Raw genomic sequence first — 22675 nt, forward strand, 5'->3', positions numbered from 1 at the left:
TGCGGCGTGACCTCACGGCGTGCACTTCTTGTTCCCCCTGTCGGACACGAGCTGGGTGGTCTGCCAGACCCCGTCCCTGCTCTTCTTCAGGTGCGTGTTGTAGTAGACGTACGAGTCGTTGTCCGCGGGCGTCCTGTCGACCTTCTTTGTCTTTCGGTTCTTGTTGAACGCTTTGCTTTCGTCGGTGCAGAACGTGACCCCGGCCGACGCTTTGCCGTAGAGCGTCACATTGGCATCGAAGTACCGCACAGTGCCGACGTAGGTGATTCCGGCGTCCACGAACGACTTGACCCACTGGGCGCCGCTGACGAGAGCATCACCCTGCCGGTAGAAGGCGAGGGCCGGCTCGTCCGGGTTGCCCTTGATGATGGCGTAGTTGGTGGCGGTCTGCGCGCGAGCGGCATCCGCGAGAACGGCGTCCTTGGCCGTGTCGCCCGTCTTCCAGTTCTCGAAGTCGTCCTTGACATCACTGGGCAGCGTGATGTCCGGCCGCTTGATGTCGTCGGACGCGCTCGCGCCGGGCGATGCGGACGACTTCGCGTCGCCGGTATCTGCACCGGCGATCTTGTCGCCGTCCTTCGTCTTGTTGTCGTCCCCGCTGCCGCACGCCGTCAGCAGAAGGGCTGCGGTCGCGGCGAACGCGGCAGCAACGGGCAAAGAGCGGCGCATCACAGTGGACTCCCCGTGAGACATCAGTTCAGTCAAGAGCAATGACGGTATCCGTGGGGCTCGCGGTTTCGCCAGACAGAACTTGACTGGGAGTATGGACAATCAATGGTTCGGTGGGTCAAACCGGTCGACTTCCGAGCCCAGATCGTGTCCGAGCAGACACGCTCGCCACTGGGCGTGTGGGGAGCGTACGGGGGCCAGTAGGGTCGCTCACTCCCCTTCGCAGTTCACCCCAACTTCGCGTTCTGCACTTTTACAAGGTTCGCCGGCACCTTGGCGTCTCCAACGCCCCCCCGCCGACCAGGGCCGAGGTGTCCGGGCTGAAGTACGGGACGACGGAGTCGCCGACGCGGGTGACCTGGGGCGAGGTCGTGCGCTTCATGTGGGGGAGCTCCTCGGACCGTGCCGTCGGGGTGGCCGGTCCAGTTGCAGTGGCTGTCGACTGGGACGTGCGTGGGGGTGAGAGCAAGGACGATGGCCGTGCTTGCGTAACTGCCGTGCGGGGGCCTTGTGGTGGAAGGGACTATGCCTCGGTGTCTACGAAGAGGTCTTCGGAGGTGGTGGCCGTGATGGAGCGGAGGAGCCAAGTCCGGAGGACGTCGAAGTCCGTGCAGGCGGTGATGCGTTCGCGTGCGTCGTCGGAGACTTCGATGCGGCGCTCGCCGAGGACCAAGAGGATGTCTTCGATGCGCACCTGGAGGCGTCCCTCGGCGCGTGCCTCGGCGCGGCCCTCGGTGCGGAGCCGTTGTGAGGTCTCGGAGCGGAAGAAGGAGAGGTCGACGGACATCCGGTACCTCCAGATCTCGGCGGCCGGGGCGGCGCCGAGGCCGAGTTCGGTGAGTTCGGCGAAGATCCTCTCGCTTTCCTCGTCGAGGGTCTTCAGGGCAGCGGCCAGCGCTTTCAGTATGGCAGGGGCGTTGTCGTCCTTGCCATGAGTGATGGCCGAGAGCGTGGCGAGGGGGACATCGCGGGCCACGACGGCGGGTTCGGTGATGGCGGGGACGTTGTGGGGCCGAGGACGAGCGGCTGCAGCGTGAGTGTGCGCCATTGCCGCGGACCGATGGTGATGGATTCCGGCGCCCAGGCCGCAGTGGCCTTGTCCTGGCAGGTGACCAGGAGGACGGGCGGGATGCGGTATTTGGCGTACAGGTGGGCGACGCTGTAGGCCCAACTGGACGGCCTGCCCGGGTCCTTCTTGCCCTGGGCTTCGACGATCAACAGATGGCTCTCGCCGGAGGCAGCGTCGATCTTCAGGAGGGTGTCCACCCGTCGTTCCAGCGGCTGGATCTCCGTGAGATCGGCGGGCATGAGGGACACCGCGACCGGGTCCGGGAAGGGCAGGTCGAGGGCGCGGAAGGTCCGGGCGAAGGCGCCGGGGTCCTCCTGGAAGATGCGGTGCATCGCCTCGTGTGATGAGCTGACCATGTGGCGGACGGTAGTGATCACGCACCGGGGGCGACCGGCATATGCCGTTGAGTCGCCCGGAAGAGTGATGACCGGCCGCCTGTCGGCGCGTGGCCCGGACAGGTGGCGGCCGGGCCCCGGGATGACGGCGCCCCTCACCTCGTAGGCTGACCCGAGCCGAACAGAGGGACGAACAACGGGGGACACGCCATGGCCCGCTACATGGAAACGCTCACCATCGAGCGCGGCGGCTTTCGGATCAAGGTGCCAGAGTCGTGGTGGGAGTTCGACGTACGGCCCGAGTCCCGTGACGACTCCATCCGGCGAATGGTTGACGAACGGGTACGACAGCGCCCGGAGTTGGCGCAGTACCGCGACACCTACGCCGCGTTCCTCCAGAAGTCGGCGGCCGACGCCTGGAAGTCCGGCGCCCTGTACTGCGGCTGCATGGCGGAGAGCTTCGGCGGCGACACCCCGATCACCGGCTCGGTCACCGTCTCGATCGTCGGCGGGCGTACGCAGTCCGGCGAGCCCCTCTCGACCGACCCCGCCACGATCGCCGGCCAGCTCGCCGTGCGCGAGGCGAAGAAGGAGGGCGACGCCTGGCGCAAGGTGACCACCGTCGATATCCCGGGTGTCGGCCCGGCCGCGCGCACGTACGGCATCGAGGACATCGCCGTACCCGACGACGCCCTCAACCGCACCATCCGTGCGGTACTCATGCAAACGTTCATCCCTGTGCCGGGGCAGGAAGGCAAGGTCGCCCTGGTCGCCGGCAGCAGCCAGGTCCTCGACCTCGCCGACTCGTTCTTCGACATCTTCGACGCGATCACGTCGACGTTCCGCTTCGCGAACTAGATCGAACAAACGGCCTTCCCGTCACCCGTGCATCCCTAGTAACTTCGATCGCTCGTACGGTTGTTGGTGATGCGGGCGTGACGGGGGTTGCGGCATGGCGGGGAATCGGCCGGGGGACTGGCATGTCCTGGACCTGGACAAGGACCCGACGCCGGGCGACCCGGACCGGGTCCGTCATCTGTCCAAGAACCTGCACGACTTCGCCGACGACGTATCGGACGCTCTTCGCCTGATCAAGGGGATGGCGGACGAGGACGCGGTCTTGAAGTGGGCGGGCAAGTCCGCGAAGGCGTTCCAGGACGAGTTCTCGGGTGTGCCGAAGCAGCTGAAGAAGCTGAAGAAGTCCTACGAGATGGCGGGGGATGCGCTGGCGGCGTACTGGCCGAAGCTGGAGCGCGCCCAGGCTCTCGCCGACAAGGCCCTCGCCAAGGGCCGTGAGGCGCAGTCCGACCTTTCCTCGGCCAAGTCCCGTCTCTCCTCGGCCGATTCCTGGGTGACGAAGGCGAACAAGGAAGCCGACAAGTACAAGGACGACCCCACCGGCAGCAAGGACAAGGAGAAGCCGGACGAGGCGAAGGTGCGGGCCGCCACGCGGGACGCGCAGCACGCGAAGTCCGCGCAGACATCTGCTCAATCGGATGTGACGAGTGCGAACAGCGCGCTGGACGCGGCGAAGAAGATGGCCGAGGACGCCCGCAAGATGCGGGAGGAGGCGGCCGGCGAGGCGAAGCGGAAGATCGACGAGGCGTCGGACGCCGGGATCCATAACCGTAAGTGGTGGGAGGAGGTCGGGGACTGGTTCTCCGACAACTGGGACACCATCGTCACGGTCTGCAAGGTCGTCGTGGCAGTGGTCGGGATCATCGCGATGATCATCGGTGGGCCGATCCTCGGCGCGATCGTGCTGGTCGCCGCGCTCGTCGTGCTCGCCGACACCCTCAACAAATACGCGAAGGGCCAGGCGTCCCTATGGGATGTCGCCTTTGCCGCTCTCGACTGTATACCCGGCGGTAAGGGCCTCACCAGCGTCGGCAAGCTCGCCAAGGGCCTCAAAGGACTCGGCAAGACCGGCCTCAAAGGCATGGCCCTCGGCATGAAGGGGCTCGGCAAAAGCACCCGCTCTCTCAGCCGCCAGATGAAGAACCTCTTCACCTGTGGTGACCCGATCGACATGGCCACCGGTCAGATGGTCATGTCGGAAACCGACGTGACCCTGCCTGGTGTCCTGCCCCTTGTCCTTGAAAGACACCATCGCACTGGTCAGAGATCTGGCCGGTTCTTCGGGCCGAGTTGGTCTTCGACCCTGGACCAGCGCCTGTTGCTTGACGCGACCGGAGTCCGGTTCGTCAACGACGACGGAATGGTGCTGTACTACCCGGTTCCCGAGCCGGATGTGCCGGTCTTTCCGGTCGAGGGACCGCGATGGCCGATGGAATGGGACGGCACCCACAGTGGGCGGATCACCGTGCGCCGACCTGAGACCGGCCAGACACTCCGGTTCGCGTCGCTGCCCGGCCCAGCCTCCGCCGAGCTGTTGATCGCTGGGATCAGCGATCGCAACGGCAACAGCATCGCGATCACGTATTCCGGCGAGGGGACGCCGACCGAGGTCGTCCATCATGGTGGCTATCGCATCGGTGTGACCTGTGGCTCTGGGCGCATTACGGAGCTTCGCCTGGTCAGCGATCCCGACGAGCCGACACTGATGCGCTACGCGTATGACAGCAGGGGGAACCTCACCGAGGTCTACAACTCCTCCGGCCTTCCACAGAAGTTCATCTATGACGATCGGCGTCGCATCACGGGTTGGGACGACCGCAACGGCACTTGGTATCGCTACACGTACGACGACGTGGACAAGTGCGCCGCATCGCAGGGTATCGACGGAATTCTCGACTACACCTATGTGTACGACGACGAAGCCTGCACGGCAACTGCCACCAATTCGCTGGGACACACGAGCCACTATCAGTTCAACGACTCGTACCAACTCGTCGTCGAGACCGATGCTCTGGGCAACGCCACTCACCGAACCTGGGACCGCTACGACAGTCTGCTCTCGCTCACCGATCCGCTGGGCCGCCTCACTGGTTTTGACTACGACGCAGCCGGGCGCCTCACACGGATCCGGCTCCCGGACGGTTCGGTCACCACGACCGAATTCGGTGAACTCGGGCTCCCCGTCATGGTTGTGGAACCCAACGGTGCTAGGTGGCGGCAGAGTTACGACACCCACGGCAACCTTGTCGAGGCCGTGGACCCGACCGGCGCCGTCACCCGGTACACGTACGCTCCTGGGGGCCGACTCGCCACGCACACGGACCCGCTGGGCCACACTCGCACGCTCACCACTGACGCGGCCGGCCTCCCTCTGGAGTTGACGGATTCGCTTGGTGGCACCACGCGATGCACTCGGGATGCTTTCGGGCGAGTCGTCGAGCTCCGGGATCCTGCGGGGCAAGTCACCCGCATGGGCTGGACGGTTGAGGGTCTCCTGGCCTTCAGCGAAGCTCCGGATGGCTCACGTGAAAGTTGGGAGTACGACGCCGAAGGAAACGAGATCGCTCACCAGGAGCTCTCCGGCGGCACAACGTTCCATGAGATCGGACCGTTTGATCTGCCGCGTGTACGCATCAATCCTGACGGGACTGTCTACAAGTTCGACTATGACTCGGAGCAGCAGCTGCGCCGAGTCACCAATCCGCAGGGTCGAGCGTGGACCTATGACTTCGACGCGGCGGGGCGCCTGGTCGCTGAGCGTGATTTCAACGGCAGCGACCTGTCCTACCACTATGACTCGGCCGGTCAACTCACACGCCGAGCTAACGAGAGCGGCGAGGCTCTCGACTATTCCTATGACTTGCTGGGGAACACGGTCGAGCACCGTTTCTCCGACGGCAGCATCTCCACCTTCGGACACGATGCCACCGGCCAGCTCGTCTGGGCCCGCAACGCCGACGCCGAAGTCGAGCTTCGACGAGATGCGATGGGACGCATAGTCCACGAGTCCATCAACGGACGCACCGTCACGTCTGGTTATGACCCGCTGGGACGTCGCACTGAGCGAGTCACTCCGTCCGGCGTGGTGTCCCAATGGACGTACGACTCGGAGGATCGCCCTACGAGCCTCAAGGCGCAGGGCCACACTCTTGGGTTCGAGTACGACGCGACGGGTCACGAAGTGCGCCGACGGCTCGGGCGGCGGGCCATTCTCTCCCAGTCCTGGCAGCAGGCCGGCCTCTTGGGCGGCCAGGAGATCCTGACCGAGGGCCCGACAGGTGTGTCGACATTGTGGCGGCGTCGTTTCTCCTACGCATCCGGCGGCCAGGTCTCGGCCATCGATGAACTCGGGGCAGGCACACGGCAGTTCCAGTTCGATGCCCTCGGCCGCGTGACGTCCGTGGTGGGTTCACAGTGGATGGAGCGCTACACCTACGACGCGGCTGGGAACGTTTCGAGCGCCGCCGCGCCGGGCCCGGATGGCCACTTCGCCGACGAGCGGGAGACCAGCGGGACACTGGTTCGCCGGGCCGGCAACTCGACATACGAGCATGACACACAGGGCCGTGTCATCCGCCGTATCAAGAGAACACTCTCCGGAATCCGGAAGGTGTGGACGTATGCGTGGAGCTCCGAGAACCGCCTCACCGACGTGTTCACGCCTGATGGAGCTCATTGGCATTACAGGTACGACCCGCTTGGTCGGCGCATATCAAAGGAGCGCGAGGACGGCGTCGGAACGACCGGAGAGTACTCCCTGTTCGACTGGGACGGCGAGAACCTGACGGAAGAGGTGATGCGTTCCGGCGAAGTGCGGACATGGGAATACGAACCCGGGACGCACCGCCCGATCCTCCAGGTTGACCGTACCCCTGAACAAGATGATTACGACCAGCGTTTCTATGCAATCGTGACCAACATGGTCGGTACTCCCACGGAGTTGATTTCCGAGGAGGGGGAAATCTCGTGGCAGAGCAGAACCACGCTCTGGGGAAGCGATGCGGGGACAACCGCCAGCGGCACGGACTGCCCATTGCGGTTCCCCGGCCAGTACTACGATGCCGAGAGCGGCTGGCACTATAACTTCTACCGCTACTACGATCCACAGACAGCCCAGTACACCTCTCCGGATCCGCTTGGGCTGCTGCCGGAAGACAATCACCACGGGTACGTGCGCAACCCGCTGTCGTGGCTCGACGCGCTGGGACTGGCACCTTGCGCCAAGGTGATCGCCCTGAGGCTGTGGAAGGCGCGGAACAACCAGGGAGGCTACTCCGTCTACCACGGACTGGATGCCCAGGGAAACAAGATCTACGCCGGGATAACTAACAAGCTGGCCAGGCGTGAACGGCAACACATTGCGAAGAACTATGGAATCGTGAGGCTCCAGGAGGTGCGAGGAGCAACCGGTCTCAAGAAATGGCAGGCCCGCGCGATCGAGCAGGGTCTCATTGAGGATGTCAGGGCGTCGGGATTCAGCAGGATCAAGAACGGCGTATCCATTCCTCAGATCAACTCCATATCCCCCAAGCGTTCCATATACGGAACAGCCCTGCGGTATGGCAGGATATTCCTCGCGTGACCTCGCGGAACTCAAGGGAAGGGGCGGCTCTCGCTATGCCTTTGAAGAAGATGAAGGGCCAGCGTCGCCAGCATGCAGTGGGCGACGTGTTCGTGCTTCAACTGGACGACTCCAGTTACCGGTTCGGCCGAATTGTCAAGATGGGAGAGAGTGGGCCACAGGGGCGGTTTCCCGGCGGTATCCTCGCCTACATCTACGACGTCGCTTCGAGTGCCCCGGAGCCGGATCTCGCCTCGCTGTCTCCAGAGCGGTTGCTGCTCCCCCCGTTCTTCACGATGAACTGGGTGTGGCAGAAGGGGTACTTCCGAACCGTCGCGCATGAGGAACTGGAAGCCGCACATCTGTTGAAGCAGCACTGCTTCTACGACGCCAGCACTGAGGGCTACGTGGACGAAAACGACAACATCATTGCCGAACGTTCCGAACCCTGCGGCTGGTTCGCGCTGACCAACTTCGAGCACTTTCAGCACGAGCTGGACGAGGCTCTTGCCGGGCGCCCCGTGCATGGGGCGTATGCACGGAATGCCTCTGAGCCGCCGGAAGCCTCATGACATGGTCTGCTGTCGAGCCAGCGATGAGATCGTCGTCCGAGTCCCGCTCGGCTGGGCTTCTCGCCGTGAAACGTGGCGTGACAGCCAGGCGTGGGGACAAGGGGACGTTGCGGGAGAGCCCCCTGATCCGTGGGGGTTCTGACGTGGCCGACGACGCGGTAGGAGTGACCTTCCGGGATCATGGTCGCCGGGAAGGCGAGCGCAGCGCACGTCGCGGGGGAAGGTAGAGCGGCGGCCCTGACTCTCACCCCCTCGACCCGGTGAGGGGGTGCGGAGGCTAGCCTTCCAGGCCCGGGACGCGCACCACGTAGATCCCGTGGCCGCAGTCCTCGCACTGTGCCTCGGCGTAGCCGGTGGGACTGTCCGGCCGCCCGACCTCGCGGCACGTCACTGCGTGCGCGCCGCAATCAGGGCAGGCTGCGTCAGCGGCGGCCGTCTCGCCGCGCAGTATCTCTCTGGCCAGCGCAGGCCACTTGGCGGCGAGTGAGGTTTTCTCAGTGGCGCGATTCTTCCCATCCCGTTTGGCGGTGATCGTCGCGATGACAGCTCCGTCGCTGACTGAGAGCGACATGTCAACGAGCAGCGCCTCTGCCATCGGGCAGGACGTTGCGCGAGATGGTCTGTTTCAGGATGCCTTTTGGTCGGCGGGCTTCTTGAACTCGGTGGTCACCCGTGCCCCTCGGAAGAGCACCGGGAGCCACAGGAGACATGCCAGCAGGGGGACTGCGGCGTAGGTGGCCATGCCCACACTGGAGCCCATCCCGTCCATGAGCGCGCCGAGGACGAGATAGCCGATGCCGATGAGCGCCGACTCCACGAATTCGAGGCTCGCTTGGTCTGGACTCGGAATCCGGTGGTACGCCCGCATCCAATTCCTGCGAGGCCGGGAACAACCAACACCTCAGCTGCAAAGACAAGTTGGATGAGGCGAAGGTGACATGCCCAACGAAGAACCCGAAGAGTCTCTCTCCGTGTATCGCCTGCTGCCGAGCATGAGGGAGTTCCAGACCCTCCATTTCGACAACTCGCACGTGGACTTGATGCGTTGGCAGTTGGGCGTTTCGACGGGGGAGTACCGGAAAGAGTTCACTGCAGAGTGGGGAGGCCACCTGCGCCGGACGAAGAGCGAGTTTCCCACCGGTGACCCCAGTTCTCCGGTGGTGAGCCGCCGTATCGCGGATCTTCTGCGGAGCGACCTCGAAAGGGCAGGGCGTCTACTGCCCGTGCACATCGAGAACGCGGAGGCGGACGAGTACCTGCTGTACCTCGTGGAGCGGGTGGCCGACTGCCTCGACACGGAGGAGTCGTCGCCGCCCGATCGGCTCGGCAGGGTGCAGAGGTCGGTGTTCCGATCGGACGTGTTGCCCGCCGACGTGCCGGCCTTCCGTTCGACGGGATTCCCCACAGCCGTCTGCTGGAACGGCTGGGCGGTTGAGCGTCTGACTGCCCTGTTGGGTGACCGACTTGAGGCCCGGCTGGTCTGGTCGGAGGATCCGGGCCTGGTTGCGCACCCTGATCCGTGGGGGTTCTGAGGTGACCGACAACGCGGCCGGCCCTCGGGCGACCGGTACCGATCGTGCTGTTCGACATGGACCGTCCCGGCTGGGAGTTGGAGGCCACCGAGGCAGCCAATCCTGCTGAGGTGATCGCCGCCTTCATCGAGCATCAAGCGGCGCTGTGACAGGCTCCGGCCTCGCCCGAAGAGAACACGCTGATCAGGGCGTTCAGGTCTGGCCTTGGTCCTGGAGGGACGCACTGTCAACGCCGGGAAGCTCCAGGAGATGCTCACCGAACACAACTGGACCTCAAAATGGGACCTGCTCAAGTGAGGCAGCCGCCATGGAGATCGTCCTGGATCCCCCGCACGGCGTTCCGCCGGTGAGGATGGGCATGTCCTTCGAAGACGCCGCCCAGGCTGTCGCCGCATGGGGTGAAGTGCGGGTATCCGGGCCGTTCGACCATGACCCCACGGTGAAGATGCAGGCCCTGGGCGATGACTTCGACGTGCTTGTGATCCTCAAGGACCAGAAGACGGTCAATGCCGTGGATGTCTCGGCCCCGGAGGAAGAGGGTTCCGATCTGCGTGTTCTCTGGCGCGGAGTCGATGTCTTCCGGACACCGGCCCGTCAGTTGCTCAAGATGTTCGTCGACGCCGGATACCGGGTTGACGAGTCCAACCCGGAAGAGCGGGTGGTGCTCGACCTGACGATCGCCTTCAGTCGCTGGACCTCGCAGGACGTTCCCCTGGCCTTGGAGGATGGACTGCCCCTGTACTTTACGGCTGCCCTCGTCTCCAACGAGAACCCGGCCACTTGGAGGTAGGGGCCCGGGCGCGACCTCGGACTCACCATCCGATCCGTGGGATTGACTCCTCGGGAGATCGGGCTCGATGAACTGCGGAGTTCGCCGAGCAGTCCCTGCGTATCTGAGTTGCGGCCCAGGGCACGCCCATGCGATCCCGCGTCATCCGTGCGGCTGAAAGATCACCATCCCAGCCCACCCGGTGAGTGAACACCTCGTGCAGACCTCGCGCACCCTCCGTGGTGTTCCCCGAGACCAGGACGGTGACGGATTCGCGCCCGCACAGCACCCCTTATCCGGGATCTCCGTCCCCAACTGGGAACCATCCAGCCTCCATTGCGCGTGGATAACGTCGAGTCCCGTGCGCTTCGCGAGCCGTAACGCGCCTTGAGGGGCTTATGTGCGGCTGATACGGTGCCATGGCTTGACACTCGCTTCAGCGCTGGCTATTTGGCCAGGTCGGGCGGTACGTCCGGCAAGGGCGGACCGGAGTGAAGTGTCCCAATTGGCATGTAAATTGGCAGAAATCTTCTTGGGTGTACGGGGAGCGGTTGCGTGAAGATCCAAGAGCGTACGGGGGCGGCCAACCACCGTTCCGCCACGTCGGCCCAGCCGGCGATGGGTGAGCGTCTTCCCACGCCGCCTCGCGAGCGCAAACCCGCGCTCGCCGCTCTCGCGGTGCTCCTCATCCTCGTCGGTGCGCTGGGCGCCACGATGCTCGTGCTGCGCGCCGGGGATCGGGTCGAGGTCGTGAAGGTGACCAGCGAAATCCAGGCCGGGGAGTCCGTGGGCGACCACGTGACCTCGGTGATGGTCGCGGACGATGCCGGCATCAACTACGTCAAGTGGGCGCAGCTGGGCACCCTCAAGACCCTCAAGGCCAAGTCCACGATCTTCAAGGACACGGTCGTGATGGGGCAGATGTTCGCCAAGAAGAGCGACCTCCCGGCGGGCAAGGCCTCCGTTGGCCTGGCTCTCAAGGAGGGCCAGTACCCGGCCGACATCAAGGCCGGTGACGTCGTGGCCGCCTACCGCGTCGGTGACAGCAGCAGCTCCAGTTCCGACAAGAGCAGCTCGTCTGGTACGTCCAGCAGTAACTCCCTCATCGTCGACAACGCTCGCGTCAACACCAAGAGCGACAACAGCGACGCCACGATCAGCACCGGCAACCTCTCCATCACCCTGCTCGTCGACCAGAGCGACGTCCCCGCCCTCACCGCGGCCGCCGCCGCAGGCGAGGTCTCCGTCGTTCTCGTCCCCGGCAACTAAAGGCGAGTGAGTAAAGAGACATGGCGCTCATCGCCCTCGCCGCAGACAAGGGTTCGCCCGGCGTCACCACCGCTGCCGTGGCCCTGTCGGCGGTCTGGCCCCGCAGGGTCCTGCTGGCCGAGACCGACCCGGCCGGCGGAGACCTCGTCTACCGCAGCGCCGCGGCGCACGGCGGTCCGCTGAACCCCAACACCGGCATGCTGTCGATAGCGGCGACCGCCCGCCGAGGCCTCGTGCCCGATCAACTCTGGGATCACGTCCAGCCGTTGAGCGGAGGGCTCGAAGTCCTCGTCGGGCTCGGTATCGCCGAGCAGGCCGCCGGGCTGGCCGGGCTGTGGCCCACCCTCGGCCGTGCCTTCGCCCAGCTCGGGGACTCCCCGCACGCGCCCGCCGACGTCATCGCCGACTGCGGGCGGATCAGCGGCGACACCCCTGCCGTGGAGATGTTCTCCCAGGCCGCCCTGGTATTGCTGATCTCCCGCACCGAGCCCGAGGCCATCGCGCGCGTACGCGACCGGGCCGCGGCGCTGAGCGCCAAGTTGCACGGCGGTCCGCGCGGTGCCGCCACGCTCGCCACGCCCCTCATCGGCGTCGTCCTCATCGCCGACCCGAGCGACTCCGCGAAGCTCGTCCACCAGGTCAACGACATGCTGGTGGCGGCGCAGACCGGTGCGCGGGTCGTGGGCACGCTCGCCGACGACCCGGCGGGTGCCGACCAGTTGGCGGGGCGCAAGCGCGGTCGGCTCGACAAGTCGCTGCTCATCCGCTCGGCCCGCAAGGTCACCGCGGACCTGTACCAGCAGTACGGCGCCGCCTGGGCCGTACCCGCGCAAGCGCAGGGTCCCCAAGCTCCTCATGCAGGAGCCGGCCGATGAGCGCCGTCGACCATCAGCTGGTCAAGCGGTTCCGGCAGGACGCCGGTGACCGTATCGCCGAGCAGCGCCGCGAGGACCAGGTCCGCAACGTCACGCCGATGTCCAACGAGGACGAGCGGCACTACGCGCGCGCCGTCATCGCCCAGATACTCGAGGACTACGCACGCACCGAGATCAATCTCGGCCGCACCCCCCTCGACGCCGAGACCGAGGAGCAGTACGCGGCCGCCGTGCACGCGGCGCTCTTCGGCGTCGGCCGGCTCCAGCCGCTGCTCGACAACCCGGAAGTCGAGAACATCGACATCAACGGGTACGACCAGGTCTTCATCGGGTACGCGGACGGACGGGAAGTTACAGGCGATCCCGTCGCCGAGAACGACGAAGAGCTCATCGAGCTGATCCAGGTCCTCGGCGCGTACTCGGGCCTGTCCTCCCGGCCCTTCGACTCCGCCAATCCGCAGCTCGACCTGCGGCTGCCGGACGGGTCCCGGCTCTCCGCCGTCATGGACGTGACACGTCGGCCCGCCCTCTCCATCCGACGCGCGCGGATGGGCAAGGTCTTCGTCTCCGACCTGGTCGGGAACGGGACGATCACGCCCGAGGTCGCGCACTTCCTGGCATGTGCCGTGCGGGCCCGTAAGAACATCATGATCGCGGGCGCGACGAACGCCGGTAAGACGACCCTTCTCCGCGCTCTCGCCAACGAGATCCCGCCGCAGGAGCGCCTCATCACCGTCGAGCGCGCCCTGGAGCTCGGGCTCGACACCTTCACCGACCTCCACCCGAACGTCGTCGCGTTCGAGGAGCGCCTTCCCAACTCGGAAGGCCAGGGCACCATCTCCATGGCCGAGTTGGTCCGCCGATCCCTGCGTATGAACCCCTCCCGCGTCATCGTCGGTGAGGTCCTCGGCGACGAGATCGTGACCATGCTCAACGCCATGTCGCAGGGTAACGACGGATCGCTGTCCACGATCCACGCGAACAGCTCCAGCGAGGTCTTCAACCGTATTTCCACGTACGCGCTCCAGGCGTCCGAGCGGCTGCCCATCGAGGCCAGCCAGATGCTCATCGCGGGCGCGGTGAACTTCGTCGTCTTCATCCAGCGGCGCAACAACTACGAGTCGGGCGGCCGCCTCCAGCGCATGGTCACCTCCGTCCGCGAGGTCAACGGCGTGGACGGACGGGTGCTGTCCAGCGAGGTGTTCGCCGAGGCTCCCGACGGCCGGATCGTGCCGCACGCACCCATAGCCTGTCTCGACGAACTCGTCGCTCACGGCTACCGGTTGCCCGGTGGCGGAAGCTGGGGGTGACCACCGTATGACGTCCACGTCCGTTACTTCTCTCGCGGCTCTCGACTCGCTCGGTTCCATGGGCGGGCTCTTCTCGACGACCGTCCTGTACGCGCTCGCGTCCGGTGTCGCCGTCGGCGGCGGCCTCGCGCTGTTCGCCGTCGCGGTGCGGGGACTGCCGGCCAAGCCCGAGCACGAGAAGCAGAAGGCGAGCGAACGGGCCAGTGAGCTGGTGCGGTTCGCCGGACAGCGCGGCTCCATCGCCGCCGGTGCAGGTCTCGTCGTGCTGCTGCTGACGCGCTGGGCCGTGGCGGGTATCGCGGCCGGTGTCCTCGTCTTCTTCTGGGACAAGCTCTTCGGCGGCGCCTCGGAGGAGCGGGCAGCCATGCGCCGCGTGGAGGCCCTGGCCTCGTGGACGGAATCGCTGCGCGACACGATCGCGGGCGCGGTCGGCCTGGAACAGGCGATTCCCGCCTCGGCGCGCGCGTCCGCTCCGGTGCTTCGCCCGCACCTCGACGCCCTCGTGGACCGGCTCCGCTCACGCACGCCGCTGCCCGAGGCCCTCCAGCACCTCGCCGACGAGATCAACGACGCCTCCGCCGACATCATCGTCGCCGCGCTCATCCTCAACGCCCGCCTGCGCGGCCCGGGTCTGCGCCAGGTACTCGGCGCCCTGGCCAAGTCGGCGCGCGAGGAGGTCGACATGCGGCAGCGGGTGATGGCACAGCGCGCCTCCACCCGCCGCTCGGTCCAGATCGTCGTCGCTGTCTCCATCGCCTTCGTCCTCGGGCTGTCGATCTTCAACCGCGAGTTCGTCAAGCCGTACGGCACGCCGGTCGGTCAGCTCGTACTGGCCTGTGTCTGCGGCCTGTTCGCGCTCGGGTTCTGGTGGCTGCGCAAGCTGTCGACGATCGAGACGCCCGAGCGCTTCCTCGTACGGGACGAGTCGTCGGTCCAGTTCGTACGCCCCAGGACGCCGTCCCAGCAGGAAGAGGGGGTGCGGCGGTGAACCTCACCATGCCGATCCTGATCGGCGCCATCATGGGCCTGGGCATCTACGCCCTCGTACGTGCCCTCATGCCCTCGAAGCGGAGCGCGGTCGCCCAGGTCGCCCGCATCGACGCGATGCGGGCCCGGGGAGCGGCGTACGAGTCCGCGCACCGCGGCGGGACGGACGCGGGGCGGCTCGGGAGCGTACGGGCCCAAGTGGGTCAGCGGGTCGCCGAGTTCTATATGCAGCAGGGCTGGGAGCAGCGCTCGCTCCGTGCCGACCTCGCTGTACTGGACCGGAGTTGGGAGAAGTTCCTCGCGACGAAGGTCCTGCTGGCCGCGGCGGGTCTCTTCTTCGGCCCGTTCCTCTTCGCCATCGTCTGGACTCTGGGCTTCGGCAGCAGCCCGATCATCCCGGTCTGGCTGGCGCTGCTCTTCGCGGGAATCTTCTTCATCCTCCCGGACGTGGAGGTGCGGCGGGACGCGGCCGACAAGCGCCGTGACCTGCGGCGCGTGATCGGCGCGTATCTGGACCTGGTGTCCATGAGCCTCGCCGGTGGCCGCGGCCTTCCCGAGGCGCTGATGGCGGCCGCGGAAGTCTCCGACGGATGGGCGACGCAGCGCATCCGCAACGCGCTGGCCGACGCCCGCATCACCGGCATCAGCCAGTGGCAGGCGCTCGGCTCGCTGGGCGAGGAACTGGGCGTCGAGGAACTGAAGGACCTGTCGGCCTCGCTGGCGCTGGTCGCGGACGACGGCGCGAAGGTGCGCGAGTCGCTCGCCTCACGCGCCGAGACGATGCGGCACCGCGAACTCGCCGAGATCGAGGGCAGCGCGGGCGAGAAGTCGCAGTCGATGCTCGTGGCCCAGCTGCTGCTGTGCGCCGGCTTCCTGGTGTTCCTGATCTTTCCGGCGGCGATGCGCGTGTTCCAGGTCTGATTCCGAACCGGCCCGAAGACGACGATTTTCTTTTTGAGAGGACAACTCACCATGAACGGACGGAACTTCAGCACCGGGATCCCGGGGGTGGACTTCCTCATCACCTTCCTCCAGGGCCGGGTGCAGCGCGCCCGCTCCGGGGAGCTCGACCGCGGTGCGTCCGCGGTGGAGTGGGTCATCATCTCGGCGGTCGTGGTCGCGATCGTCGGCGTGGTCGCCGCGATCATCAACGCCGCGCTGAGCGACGGCGCCAACAAGGTGGGCGACTGCATCAAGGGCGCGGACGCGGGCAAGACCTGCTGAGTTCTTCGTCCACTTCTCATACGGGGATACGGGTGCGCGCACGCCGAAGGGTACGTCGCTGGGTGCGCCGCAGGGTGGAGGCAGCCTCCACCCGCGGCGACTCCGGCATGACCGCGATCGAGTTCGTGCTGCTCACGCCGGTGCTCTTCTTCATGATCTTCGCGACCGTGCAGTTCGCGCTGTACTTCTTCGCGGACCATGTGGCCCAGGCGGCGGCCCAGGCGGGCGCGCGCAAGGCCCGCGCGACGGCCGACGAACAGCCCGGCGCGTGGCGCGGCGAGGCGCAGGACGTGGTCGACAGCTACATCCGGCAACTCGGCCCGCAGCTGGTCCTGAGCCCGAACGTGAAGATGCTCCAGCCCGAGCAGAACAAGGTCGGGGTGGAGATCACGGCCCGGGTCCCCACGGTCTTCCCGGGGCTGAACCTGACCGTGCACGCGCAGTCGGTGGGCCCGGTGGAGAGGTTCGTGAAGGAGGGCGAGAACTGATGGCTCTCCGCGCTCTCGTGTCTCGTGTATCTCCCGTGTCCCGCGTGACTGTCGTGCCTAGCGTGTCTCTCGTGTCCCGTGTACGGGACCGGGCTTCTTGTGATCGCGGGCTGTCCACGATCGAGGTCGTGATCCTCGCTCCCGTGATGATCCTCTTCATCCTCGTCCTGGTGGCCTTCGGGCAACTGGTCGACGGACGCGGGGCGATCGACGGGGCGGCACGGGACGCCGCCCGCGCCGGTTCCCTCCAGCGCGAGGTGGGCACGGCCATGTCGGAGGCGCGGAAGGCGGCCGACGCCGACCTGTCGGACGTCTGCTCCGGCCCGGTGACTGTGACCAAGACCAGCGACGGTTTCGCGGACGCCGACCTCTTCACGGTCGAGGTGAGCTGCGAGGTGCGGGGCCTGGCCATGCTGGGCCTGGACGTGCCGACGCGGTTGACGGGGACGTTCACGTCGCCGCTCGACCCGTTCAAGAGGAAGGCGTGATGGCGTACATGGGGCCGTGGGCCTTCCGGATCCGTACGTGGGCGGAGGCGCGCCGCGCCCGCCTGGACGACCGCGGCTCGGGCGCCGGCGCGGTCATCATCTTCGCGATCGTGTTTCTCTCGCTCTCCGCCTTCGTCATCGATGGCGGCATGTCCATCTCCAAGCGGGAGCGGGCCGCCGACATAGCGGAGCAGGCCGCCCGCTACGCCGCCCAGGACGTGGACAAGGAAGCCCTGTACCAGAACCAGGGCAAGGGCGGCGCCCCCATCCGCTACGAGAACTGCGGCGCCCGTGTGAAGGCCTTCGCCCGCGAGATGGGCATGTCCGGCGCCGACATCGCCGCGACCCACTGCGTGGCGGCGAACGCCGAGGAGGTCGAGGTCGAGGTCCAGCTCACGTACTCCCCGGTCTTCACGGGCATGTTCTACGGCGGCGATGTCGTGGTCCACGGCCAGGCGGTCGCGGAGAACGAGGTCGGCTGAGCCGTGGGGATCCTCGGACGCAAGAAGGACGAGCCGACGATCGATCCGGTGCCGTGGGCCGGGTCCGGCGGACCCGACTGGTTCACGATCGGCGACGTACTGCGCCCCGCGACGTTCCGCCGCAAGGCGCTGACGGGGGAGCGGGCGGTACGGGTGCCGACGATGCGGGACGGGGTACGGTACTTCGTCCCGGCGGCACTGGTGTCGTCGGCTGACGGGGCGCACTCCGAGCCCCCTTCGTACGAGCTGCACGAGGCGGCACAGCCAGGCAACCTGCTGTGCGCACTCACCCCGGTGAAGGGCGGCGCACGCTACCGCGTCACGGACGCACAGGGCGACGAACTCGGCCTCGTCTGTCGCACCCCCGCCGCCAAACGTACGATCCAGCATGGCTGGTGGCTGCAACAGCCCGGGCACCCGGACATAGTGGCCCGCTACCACTGGGCCAAGGGCACCGCGAAGGAGATCGCGACCCGCGGCAAGGAGAAGGCGGTCCGCGCCGCAGGCCAACTCGTCGGCAGCGTCGTCGACTCCGTCCTCAGCTTCGGCGCCGAAGGCGGCGACCAGTCCAGTTCCTACACCCCCAAGCCCGTGACCTGGCGGACGGAGGGCGACGAGGAGACCGTAGTCCTGACCCTCGGCCACCTGGAAGGCGTCACGGTGTACCAGCCGCACGCCGATTGGCTGGACCGGCGGCTGGCCTTCGCGTTGGCGGTGGTGAGGGAGACATAGGGCGTGCAAAGGCGCCTGGGGAGCCGGAAACGCCCTCTACCGGGCGCGCGGATCGCCGCCTCCCGGTGACGTGAGCCGCTTCCGGGGTCAGGCAAAGAACTTCCGTCAGGCGAAGAACTTCCGGATCTCTGAGGGCGCCCGTCCCTGTAGCTTCGACAAGTCCCCTACTTGTCGCCGCCCTTGCCCCCGCCCTTCTTCTCCGTCTTCGTGCCCTCCGAGACCTGCTTGGCGAGATCGTCGTCGAGCTTCTTGAACTCGCGGACGACGGCGTCGGACATGTCGGCGAGGGCGTCGAGGGCCTGGGTGATGTCCTCACGGCCGTCTTCCCAGCCGGACTCGAAGTCGTCGAGGGCGTCGTAGACGGTGTGGTCGCCGAGGTCGTCCTTGTAGGACTCGAAGAGCTTCTTGGTGTGGTTCAGGCGGGTCTTGATGTCGCGCAGCCGGCCGCCGTAGTCCTCCAGCTCGCTGAGCGGGAGCGCGAGGTCGCTCTTGCCACTGCCCATGTCCGGTCCCCCTCTTGGCTCTGTCGGTTACACGAAACGGAAGGTGCTGGTCACCGCGTCGAAGATGTCGTGGAACGCCTCCGCCAGATCCAGCACCGGGCTGGCCCCGGAGACGAGCACCACCTGGTGGGTGGTTCCCGGGACGGGAATGTAGGTCTGGGTCAGCACCATACGAAGGGTACGGGTGTCGACCTGTGCGACGGGCACGTCCTCGACCCCGAACGTCCGGGCGGCGGGGCCGACTTCGGGGATGTCGACGGTCGTCACCGTGCGCCAGGCGTCGCCCTCGCGGCGCGGCGTGATCGTGCGCAGGCTCTCGGCGATGGCGCGCGGGTCGGTGGACAGGGCCACGCCCTGCTTGTCCTTCGCCCCGAGCACGGACACCGTGACGGTCGCGGACAGCGGAACGCCCTCGAAGTTCTCGGCCATGCAGCCCATGTAGATCGCCCCGGAGTCGTGCGCGTCCTTGGCCATCTTTCGGAGCATGTTGGTCAAGTCGGCGCGGTAGGGAGCGAGTTCGGGAATCTCGCGGGTCCGCTCTTCGATGAGGGCTCGGATGGTCGCGTCGCGGCCTTCGGGGCGGATGTCGAACTCCCACCAGGACTCGGGGACGGACAGCGAGATTCCTTTGAAGTCGGCTTGAGCGCTCTCCTGCCCGACCGGACTTACTGGATGGACAACAGGGTCAGGAATGGAGGGCATCGCACTCGCTCTCTCTTCTGCTCGTGTACTGATGAATGGATTTGATCCTGAGTCGACAAGTCAGTCGGGCATCGGCAGTCCCGCGGCTTCGGCGATTTGCATTGCTTGGTCCTCGGAAATTTCGGGAGCCGTAAAGTTGAGTGACTCGACATGGCGAATGAATTCGGATGGCGGTGAAACCCGGTGATACTGGACGTAGTCAGCCCAGGAAAGGTCCCAGACCCACATTCCGTCGGTCATGACTCCGACGCGAACGCGCATGCCCTCAGAATCGGAAAAGGGATCGGGGATGGTGCCGGGTGAGAAAAGCAGGGGCTGCGCGGTCTCCAGAAACCGGGCGAGCCTGTTGGCGACCTCTTCGGAGAGCGATCCGACGGTGCACTCGACCTCAGTCTCTGGATCCCCAATCCGGTACGGTGCAGGTACTGTCGTCATGGCTACGAACCTCCGTTAGGATGGAAAATTTCAAATCCACCGCGAATCGTAGGATGCATCCTGGTTCCGCTTGCGTTGAAGGGTGCCACGGCCGTTTTGCCGGTCGGCCACACCCAAAGGAAGTCGTTAGGTGCCTCTACGGTGGTGCCCAGTGTATTCGCCAAGTTCTGTGCGAACCCATCGGCCTTCATGCCGGTTTGGCAGGACAGTAGCCTGACGGGCTCGCCGTTCCAACCGTGGGCACGCATCAGTGATGCTATCTCCCTGTGGTTGAATCCGTGCCAATTCTCGGCCAAGTGTGCCGGGCCGTCCTTGATCTGGTATCCGACGTGATCCGGCGCGCCATGCACGCCCACATCGAATGTTCCTTGGTTCTTGATTTTCTGGAAGCTGTCGAGGAGTACGTCGTCTGGACGGAAGAGTAGCATTCCCGGACGACCATCCTTGAATGCCGAGATCTTGAAGTTCAGGGGGCTATTGCCCCGGCCGGCAAGCCCCTTAACGGTGGAGACGAGGTTCGCTGACCCGCTACGTATGCCATTGGCGAAGTTCTTCAGGCCGCCGCCGATGCCTTTGAGTGCACCGGCGCCGAAGGCGCGCAGGCCACCCGCCTTCCAAAGCTTGCCGATCTTGGCGAGACTGGTGAAGCCTTTGGTGGCAGGTATGCAGTCAAGGAGAGCCCATACGAGGTCGCCCCAGCCTGCTTGGCCGTTGAGCATTTTTCTTATGGTGTCGGCCAATACGACCAGGGCTGCCGCGAAGACCAGCCACCCCAGCGGCCCGCCCACGATCATCACGATGATGCCGACGATGGTCACGACCCACTTGCAGACCGTGACGATCTCGTCCCAGTGGTCGGAGACCCAGTCGGTGACCTCTTCCCACCAGTGCCGGTTGTGGATGCCGGCGTCGGAGGCCTCGTGGAGCTTCTTCACGGTGCGACGGGCGGCGTCCTCGCGCAGGCCTTTGGCATGGGCGGCCAGTTTCTTGGCGGCGTCCAGGGCGTGCTGGGCGGTGTCGACGTCGTTCTGGGCGGCGGTCTGCTTTTCCTTGGCGTGCTGGGCATTGCGGGTGGCGCGGCGCACGTCGGCCTCGTCCGGCTTGGGGACGTCCTTGCCGTGGTTCTTGTCCGGGTCGTACGAGTCGGCCTTCGCGGTGGCGGTGCGCACCCAGTCGTTCGCGCCGGACAATGCCGTCTGCGCGGTGGAGAGTTCCGCGTGGGCCTTGCGGCCGTCCCGTAGCGCCTTGTCCGCCTTGCCCTGGGCTTCTTCCAGGTCCGGCCAGTACGAGGCCAGCGCGTCGCCCGCGATGTCGTAGGACTTCTTGAGCTTCTTCAGCTTGCCGGGGACGTCCTCGAACTCTGCCGTGAACGAATCCGCCGTCTTGCCCGCCCACTTCAGCACCGCGTCCTCGTTCGCCATGCCCTTGATGTCCCGCAGGACATGGGAGACGTCGTCGGCGAAGTCGTGGAGGGAGCCCGCGAGTTTCTTCACCCGTTGTGGGTCGCCGGGAGTCGGGTCGTGGTCCAGGTCGAGTATGTGCCAGTCCGTCGGCCTGTACGACACGTGTTCCCCCGTAACACCTGCAACGTAAGCGGTATCAGTAACAGGACGCGCTTGCGAACTTATCGCACGCCTGTTGCTGGTGAGACGCCGACTGTGGTGTGGGTGGTTCCGTCGCAGTAGCTACGCGAGGGGTGTGATGAGAGCTCCGGAGCGTATTCCGTGCAGGAGTTGGGCGAGGGAGGTGCGGGTGGCGGTGAGGACGGTGGTGGGGTCGTCGGATTCGCGGAGGTGGATGGTGGCGGGGGTGGAGGCGAGTTCGACGCAGGCGTTGCCATCCCCGCTGCCGGAGAAGGACGACTTCTGCCAGTTGTCGGGCGTGCTCATGGTGCGCCTCACAGTTCCTTCGCCAGCCTGTGGATGAAGTCCCGCGACCGCCCGGGTTCGAGTGACGCGGCCTCCATTCTACGGAAAAGCGTTTGAAAGCGGCTGAGTTGGGCCTCGGAGTCGATGAAGGCCGTGCCGTGTGGAGCGTCGCGCACGACCGTATCCAGTTTGGGTACTGCTCCGCCCGCGTACACCATGGTGCTGTCCGCGCCGGCGAAACCGTCCAGGTCGAAGGGGATCACGCGCACGGTGACGTCGTCCGCTTCGGAGAGTTCCATGACGCGGGTGAGCTGAGCCCGTGCGGCGGGACGGTCGCCGACCCTGATGCGCAGGGCTGCCTCGTGGACCACCGCTTCGTACGGGATGGGGGTGAGGCCCTCGATGATGACCTTCCGTTGCATCCGATGCCGGACGCGCAACTCCAGGTCCGGGGCAGGAAGCTCAGGGACCCTGTGGCCGAGGACCCGACGTGCGTAGTCCTCTGTCTGGAGAAGGCCAGGGACATGCAGGAAGTTCACGTCCCAGTAGTAGGCGGCGTGATGCTCCAGTTCTGATAGGTCCAGGAACGGCGTGGGCAACAGGCCTCGGTACTCCTCCCACCAGCCGCGTGTTCGGTCGGCTGCCATCGCAACCAACGCCTCGATCAACTTGTCGTCCGTGCAGGCGTAATGAGCGGCCATTCGTCGTACGCGCTCCTCGCTCACGCCTGCGGTCCCGAACTCGATCTGACTCATCTGGGCCGAGTCCGTCCCGAGCAGCGCGGCGGCTTCGCGCCCTTTGAGCCCTGCAGCCTCACGCAGTTTCCGCAGCTCAGCACCTAGACGCTCCTGGCGTGCCGTGGGCTGCTTCCTGCGCGCCATGGCTTCCTCCCTGGCCTCAACTGCCTTGGGGCAGCGACTCGTTCGAGGGGCAGATTATGGCAACGA

The 22675-nt window shown here is 66.1% G+C and carries 27 protein-coding genes; 15 read left to right on the plus strand and 12 right to left on the minus strand.

The features are described 5' to 3' along the window. Window positions 1–12 precede the first annotated feature (12 nt). The 4 genes from ACIBK0_RS24430 to ACIBK0_RS24445 form a co-directional block, all read right to left on the minus strand. A complete protein-coding gene (locus ACIBK0_RS24430) occupies window positions 13–669 on the minus strand; it encodes a hypothetical protein (RefSeq protein WP_399083668.1) in 657 nt (218 codons plus the stop codon). A 253-nt stretch (window positions 670–922) separates the two neighbouring features. Beyond that, window positions 923–1051, minus strand: coding sequence for a hypothetical protein (locus ACIBK0_RS24435; protein ID WP_399083671.1), 129 nt, complete (start codon window positions 1049–1051; stop codon window positions 923–925). A gap of 141 nt (window positions 1052–1192) precedes the next feature. Next, window positions 1193–1645: a hypothetical protein gene (locus tag ACIBK0_RS24440; protein WP_399083674.1), complete on the minus strand. Its 453-nt coding sequence runs from the start codon at window positions 1643–1645 to the stop codon at window positions 1193–1195. Continuing rightward, window positions 1570–2094 (minus strand): hypothetical protein, encoded by a 525-nt coding sequence (locus tag ACIBK0_RS24445; RefSeq protein WP_399083677.1) that lies wholly within the window; start codon window positions 2092–2094, stop codon window positions 1570–1572. Before ACIBK0_RS24445 ends, ACIBK0_RS24440 begins: the two co-directional genes overlap by 76 nt. A gap of 189 nt (window positions 2095–2283) precedes the next feature. Here ACIBK0_RS24445 and ACIBK0_RS24450 point away from each other — a divergent pair, with 189 nt between their 5' ends. From ACIBK0_RS24450 to ACIBK0_RS24460, 3 genes are all read left to right on the plus strand, one after another. Next, window positions 2284–2931 (plus strand): hypothetical protein, encoded by a 648-nt coding sequence (locus ACIBK0_RS24450; RefSeq protein ID WP_399083680.1) that lies wholly within the window; start codon window positions 2284–2286, stop codon window positions 2929–2931. Between the two features lie 94 nt (window positions 2932–3025). Beyond that, a complete protein-coding gene (locus ACIBK0_RS24455) occupies window positions 3026–7513 on the plus strand; it encodes a DUF6531 domain-containing protein (RefSeq protein ID WP_399083683.1) in 4488 nt (1495 codons plus the stop codon). Between the two features lie 35 nt (window positions 7514–7548). Then, a complete protein-coding gene (locus tag ACIBK0_RS24460; protein ID WP_399083686.1) occupies window positions 7549–8064 on the plus strand; it encodes an immunity 26/phosphotriesterase HocA family protein in 516 nt (171 codons plus the stop codon). 277 nt (window positions 8065–8341) lie between these two features. Here ACIBK0_RS24460 and ACIBK0_RS24465 read toward each other — a convergent pair whose 3' ends face one another. Continuing rightward, entirely contained in the window at window positions 8342–8659 is a 318-nt protein-coding gene (locus ACIBK0_RS24465) for a hypothetical protein (protein WP_399083689.1), read from the minus strand. A gap of 30 nt (window positions 8660–8689) precedes the next feature. After that, on the minus strand, window positions 8690–8881 hold the full coding sequence (locus tag ACIBK0_RS24470) for a hypothetical protein (RefSeq protein WP_399083692.1): 192 nt from the start codon (window positions 8879–8881) through the stop codon (window positions 8690–8692). A gap of 121 nt (window positions 8882–9002) precedes the next feature. On the opposite strand from ACIBK0_RS24470, the gene ACIBK0_RS24475 reads away from it, so the two are divergent. From ACIBK0_RS24475 to ACIBK0_RS24530, 12 genes are all read left to right on the plus strand, one after another. Further along, on the plus strand, window positions 9003–9596 hold the full coding sequence (locus tag ACIBK0_RS24475) for a hypothetical protein (protein ID WP_399083695.1): 594 nt from the start codon (window positions 9003–9005) through the stop codon (window positions 9594–9596). A 307-nt stretch (window positions 9597–9903) separates the two neighbouring features. Further along, window positions 9904–10386: a hypothetical protein gene (locus ACIBK0_RS24480; protein ID WP_399083698.1), complete on the plus strand. Its 483-nt coding sequence runs from the start codon at window positions 9904–9906 to the stop codon at window positions 10384–10386. A gap of 534 nt (window positions 10387–10920) precedes the next feature. After that, window positions 10921–11634: a hypothetical protein gene (locus tag ACIBK0_RS24485; RefSeq protein WP_399083701.1), complete on the plus strand. Its 714-nt coding sequence runs from the start codon at window positions 10921–10923 to the stop codon at window positions 11632–11634. Window positions 11635–11654: 20 nt separating this feature from the next. Then, window positions 11655–12509 carry a hypothetical protein gene (locus tag ACIBK0_RS24490; RefSeq protein ID WP_399083704.1) on the plus strand — a complete coding sequence of 285 codons (855 nt, stop codon included), beginning with the start codon at window positions 11655–11657 and terminating at the stop codon, window positions 12507–12509. Next, window positions 12506–13819 carry a CpaF family protein gene (locus ACIBK0_RS24495; protein WP_399083707.1) on the plus strand — a complete coding sequence of 438 codons (1314 nt, stop codon included), beginning with the start codon at window positions 12506–12508 and terminating at the stop codon, window positions 13817–13819. Before ACIBK0_RS24490 ends, ACIBK0_RS24495 begins: the two co-directional genes overlap by 4 nt. 7 nt (window positions 13820–13826) lie before the next feature. Next, window positions 13827–14807 (plus strand): type II secretion system F family protein, encoded by a 981-nt coding sequence (locus ACIBK0_RS24500; protein ID WP_399083710.1) that lies wholly within the window; start codon window positions 13827–13829, stop codon window positions 14805–14807. Continuing rightward, a complete protein-coding gene (locus tag ACIBK0_RS24505) occupies window positions 14804–15727 on the plus strand; it encodes a type II secretion system F family protein (RefSeq protein WP_399083713.1) in 924 nt (307 codons plus the stop codon). The genes ACIBK0_RS24500 and ACIBK0_RS24505 overlap by 4 nt, the downstream gene beginning before the upstream one ends. Before the next feature lie 51 nt (window positions 15728–15778). Then, window positions 15779–16030, plus strand: coding sequence for a hypothetical protein (locus ACIBK0_RS24510; RefSeq protein WP_028805786.1), 252 nt, complete (start codon window positions 15779–15781; stop codon window positions 16028–16030). Between the two features lie 107 nt (window positions 16031–16137). After that, on the plus strand, window positions 16138–16518 hold the full coding sequence (locus ACIBK0_RS24515) for a TadE family protein (RefSeq protein WP_399083962.1): 381 nt from the start codon (window positions 16138–16140) through the stop codon (window positions 16516–16518). Then, the gene (locus ACIBK0_RS24520; protein ID WP_399083716.1) at window positions 16518–17006 is read left to right on the plus strand and encodes a TadE/TadG family type IV pilus assembly protein; all 489 of its coding nucleotides are present in this window, start codon (window positions 16518–16520) and stop codon (window positions 17004–17006) included. The genes ACIBK0_RS24515 and ACIBK0_RS24520 overlap by 1 nt, the downstream gene beginning before the upstream one ends. Before the next feature lie 8 nt (window positions 17007–17014). Continuing rightward, entirely contained in the window at window positions 17015–17488 is a 474-nt protein-coding gene (locus ACIBK0_RS24525; protein ID WP_399083965.1) for a TadE/TadG family type IV pilus assembly protein, read from the plus strand. A 3-nt stretch (window positions 17489–17491) separates the two neighbouring features. Beyond that, on the plus strand, window positions 17492–18220 hold the full coding sequence (locus ACIBK0_RS24530; protein ID WP_399083719.1) for a hypothetical protein: 729 nt from the start codon (window positions 17492–17494) through the stop codon (window positions 18218–18220). A gap of 164 nt (window positions 18221–18384) precedes the next feature. Here ACIBK0_RS24530 and ACIBK0_RS24535 read toward each other — a convergent pair whose 3' ends face one another. The 6 genes from ACIBK0_RS24535 to ACIBK0_RS24560 all read right to left on the minus strand — a co-directional run bounded on the left by ACIBK0_RS24535 (window position 18385) and on the right by ACIBK0_RS24560 (window position 22609). After that, window positions 18385–18723, minus strand: a complete 339-nt coding sequence (locus tag ACIBK0_RS24535; RefSeq protein WP_399083722.1) for a hypothetical protein — start codon at window positions 18721–18723, stop codon at window positions 18385–18387. 27 nt (window positions 18724–18750) lie between these two features. Then, window positions 18751–19269: a hypothetical protein gene (locus ACIBK0_RS24540; RefSeq protein WP_399083968.1), complete on the minus strand. Its 519-nt coding sequence runs from the start codon at window positions 19267–19269 to the stop codon at window positions 18751–18753. A gap of 216 nt (window positions 19270–19485) precedes the next feature. Further along, window positions 19486–19860, minus strand: coding sequence for a hypothetical protein (locus ACIBK0_RS24545; RefSeq protein ID WP_399083725.1), 375 nt, complete (start codon window positions 19858–19860; stop codon window positions 19486–19488). Between the two features lie 2 nt (window positions 19861–19862). Beyond that, a complete protein-coding gene (locus tag ACIBK0_RS24550; RefSeq protein ID WP_399083728.1) occupies window positions 19863–21353 on the minus strand; it encodes a putative T7SS-secreted protein in 1491 nt (496 codons plus the stop codon). A 192-nt stretch (window positions 21354–21545) separates the two neighbouring features. Next, window positions 21546–21749, minus strand: a complete 204-nt coding sequence (locus ACIBK0_RS24555; RefSeq protein WP_399083731.1) for a DUF397 domain-containing protein — start codon at window positions 21747–21749, stop codon at window positions 21546–21548. An 8-nt stretch (window positions 21750–21757) separates the two neighbouring features. Continuing rightward, on the minus strand, window positions 21758–22609 hold the full coding sequence (locus ACIBK0_RS24560; protein WP_399083734.1) for a helix-turn-helix domain-containing protein: 852 nt from the start codon (window positions 22607–22609) through the stop codon (window positions 21758–21760). Between the last annotated feature and the right edge of the window lie 66 nt (window positions 22610–22675).

Source organism: Streptomyces sp. NPDC050564 (genome assembly GCF_044457265.1).
Lineage (GTDB): Bacteria > Actinomycetota > Actinomycetes > Streptomycetales > Streptomycetaceae > Streptomyces.

Coding starts and splice junctions, on each gene's coding strand:
- ACIBK0_RS24430 (WP_399083668.1), bottom strand. CDS start 669: ATGCGCCGCTCTTTGCCCGTTGCTGCCGCGTTCGCCGCGACCGCAGCC.
- ACIBK0_RS24435 (WP_399083671.1), bottom strand. CDS start 1,051: ATGAAGCGCACGACCTCGCCCCAGGTCACCCGCGTCGGCGACTCCGTC.
- ACIBK0_RS24445 (WP_399083677.1), bottom strand. CDS start 2,094: ATGGTCAGCTCATCACACGAGGCGATGCACCGCATCTTCCAGGAGGAC.
- ACIBK0_RS24450 (WP_399083680.1), top strand. CDS start 2,284: ATGGCCCGCTACATGGAAACGCTCACCATCGAGCGCGGCGGCTTTCGG.
- ACIBK0_RS24455 (WP_399083683.1), top strand. CDS start 3,026: ATGGCGGGGAATCGGCCGGGGGACTGGCATGTCCTGGACCTGGACAAG.
- ACIBK0_RS24460 (WP_399083686.1), top strand. CDS start 7,549: ATGCCTTTGAAGAAGATGAAGGGCCAGCGTCGCCAGCATGCAGTGGGC.
- ACIBK0_RS24465 (WP_399083689.1), bottom strand. CDS start 8,659: ATGGCAGAGGCGCTGCTCGTTGACATGTCGCTCTCAGTCAGCGACGGA.
- ACIBK0_RS24475 (WP_399083695.1), top strand. CDS start 9,003: ATGCCCAACGAAGAACCCGAAGAGTCTCTCTCCGTGTATCGCCTGCTG.
- ACIBK0_RS24480 (WP_399083698.1), top strand. CDS start 9,904: ATGGAGATCGTCCTGGATCCCCCGCACGGCGTTCCGCCGGTGAGGATG.
- ACIBK0_RS24490 (WP_399083704.1), top strand. CDS start 11,655: ATGGCGCTCATCGCCCTCGCCGCAGACAAGGGTTCGCCCGGCGTCACC.
- ACIBK0_RS24495 (WP_399083707.1), top strand. CDS start 12,506: ATGAGCGCCGTCGACCATCAGCTGGTCAAGCGGTTCCGGCAGGACGCC.
- ACIBK0_RS24500 (WP_399083710.1), top strand. CDS start 13,827: ATGACGTCCACGTCCGTTACTTCTCTCGCGGCTCTCGACTCGCTCGGT.
- ACIBK0_RS24510 (WP_028805786.1), top strand. CDS start 15,779: ATGAACGGACGGAACTTCAGCACCGGGATCCCGGGGGTGGACTTCCTC.
- ACIBK0_RS24515 (WP_399083962.1), top strand. CDS start 16,138: ATGACCGCGATCGAGTTCGTGCTGCTCACGCCGGTGCTCTTCTTCATG.
- ACIBK0_RS24520 (WP_399083716.1), top strand. CDS start 16,518: ATGGCTCTCCGCGCTCTCGTGTCTCGTGTATCTCCCGTGTCCCGCGTG.
- ACIBK0_RS24525 (WP_399083965.1), top strand. CDS start 17,015: ATGGGGCCGTGGGCCTTCCGGATCCGTACGTGGGCGGAGGCGCGCCGC.
- ACIBK0_RS24535 (WP_399083722.1), bottom strand. CDS start 18,723: ATGGGCAGTGGCAAGAGCGACCTCGCGCTCCCGCTCAGCGAGCTGGAG.
- ACIBK0_RS24545 (WP_399083725.1), bottom strand. CDS start 19,860: ATGACGACAGTACCTGCACCGTACCGGATTGGGGATCCAGAGACTGAG.
- ACIBK0_RS24555 (WP_399083731.1), bottom strand. CDS start 21,749: ATGAGCACGCCCGACAACTGGCAGAAGTCGTCCTTCTCCGGCAGCGGG.
- ACIBK0_RS24560 (WP_399083734.1), bottom strand. CDS start 22,609: ATGGCGCGCAGGAAGCAGCCCACGGCACGCCAGGAGCGTCTAGGTGCT.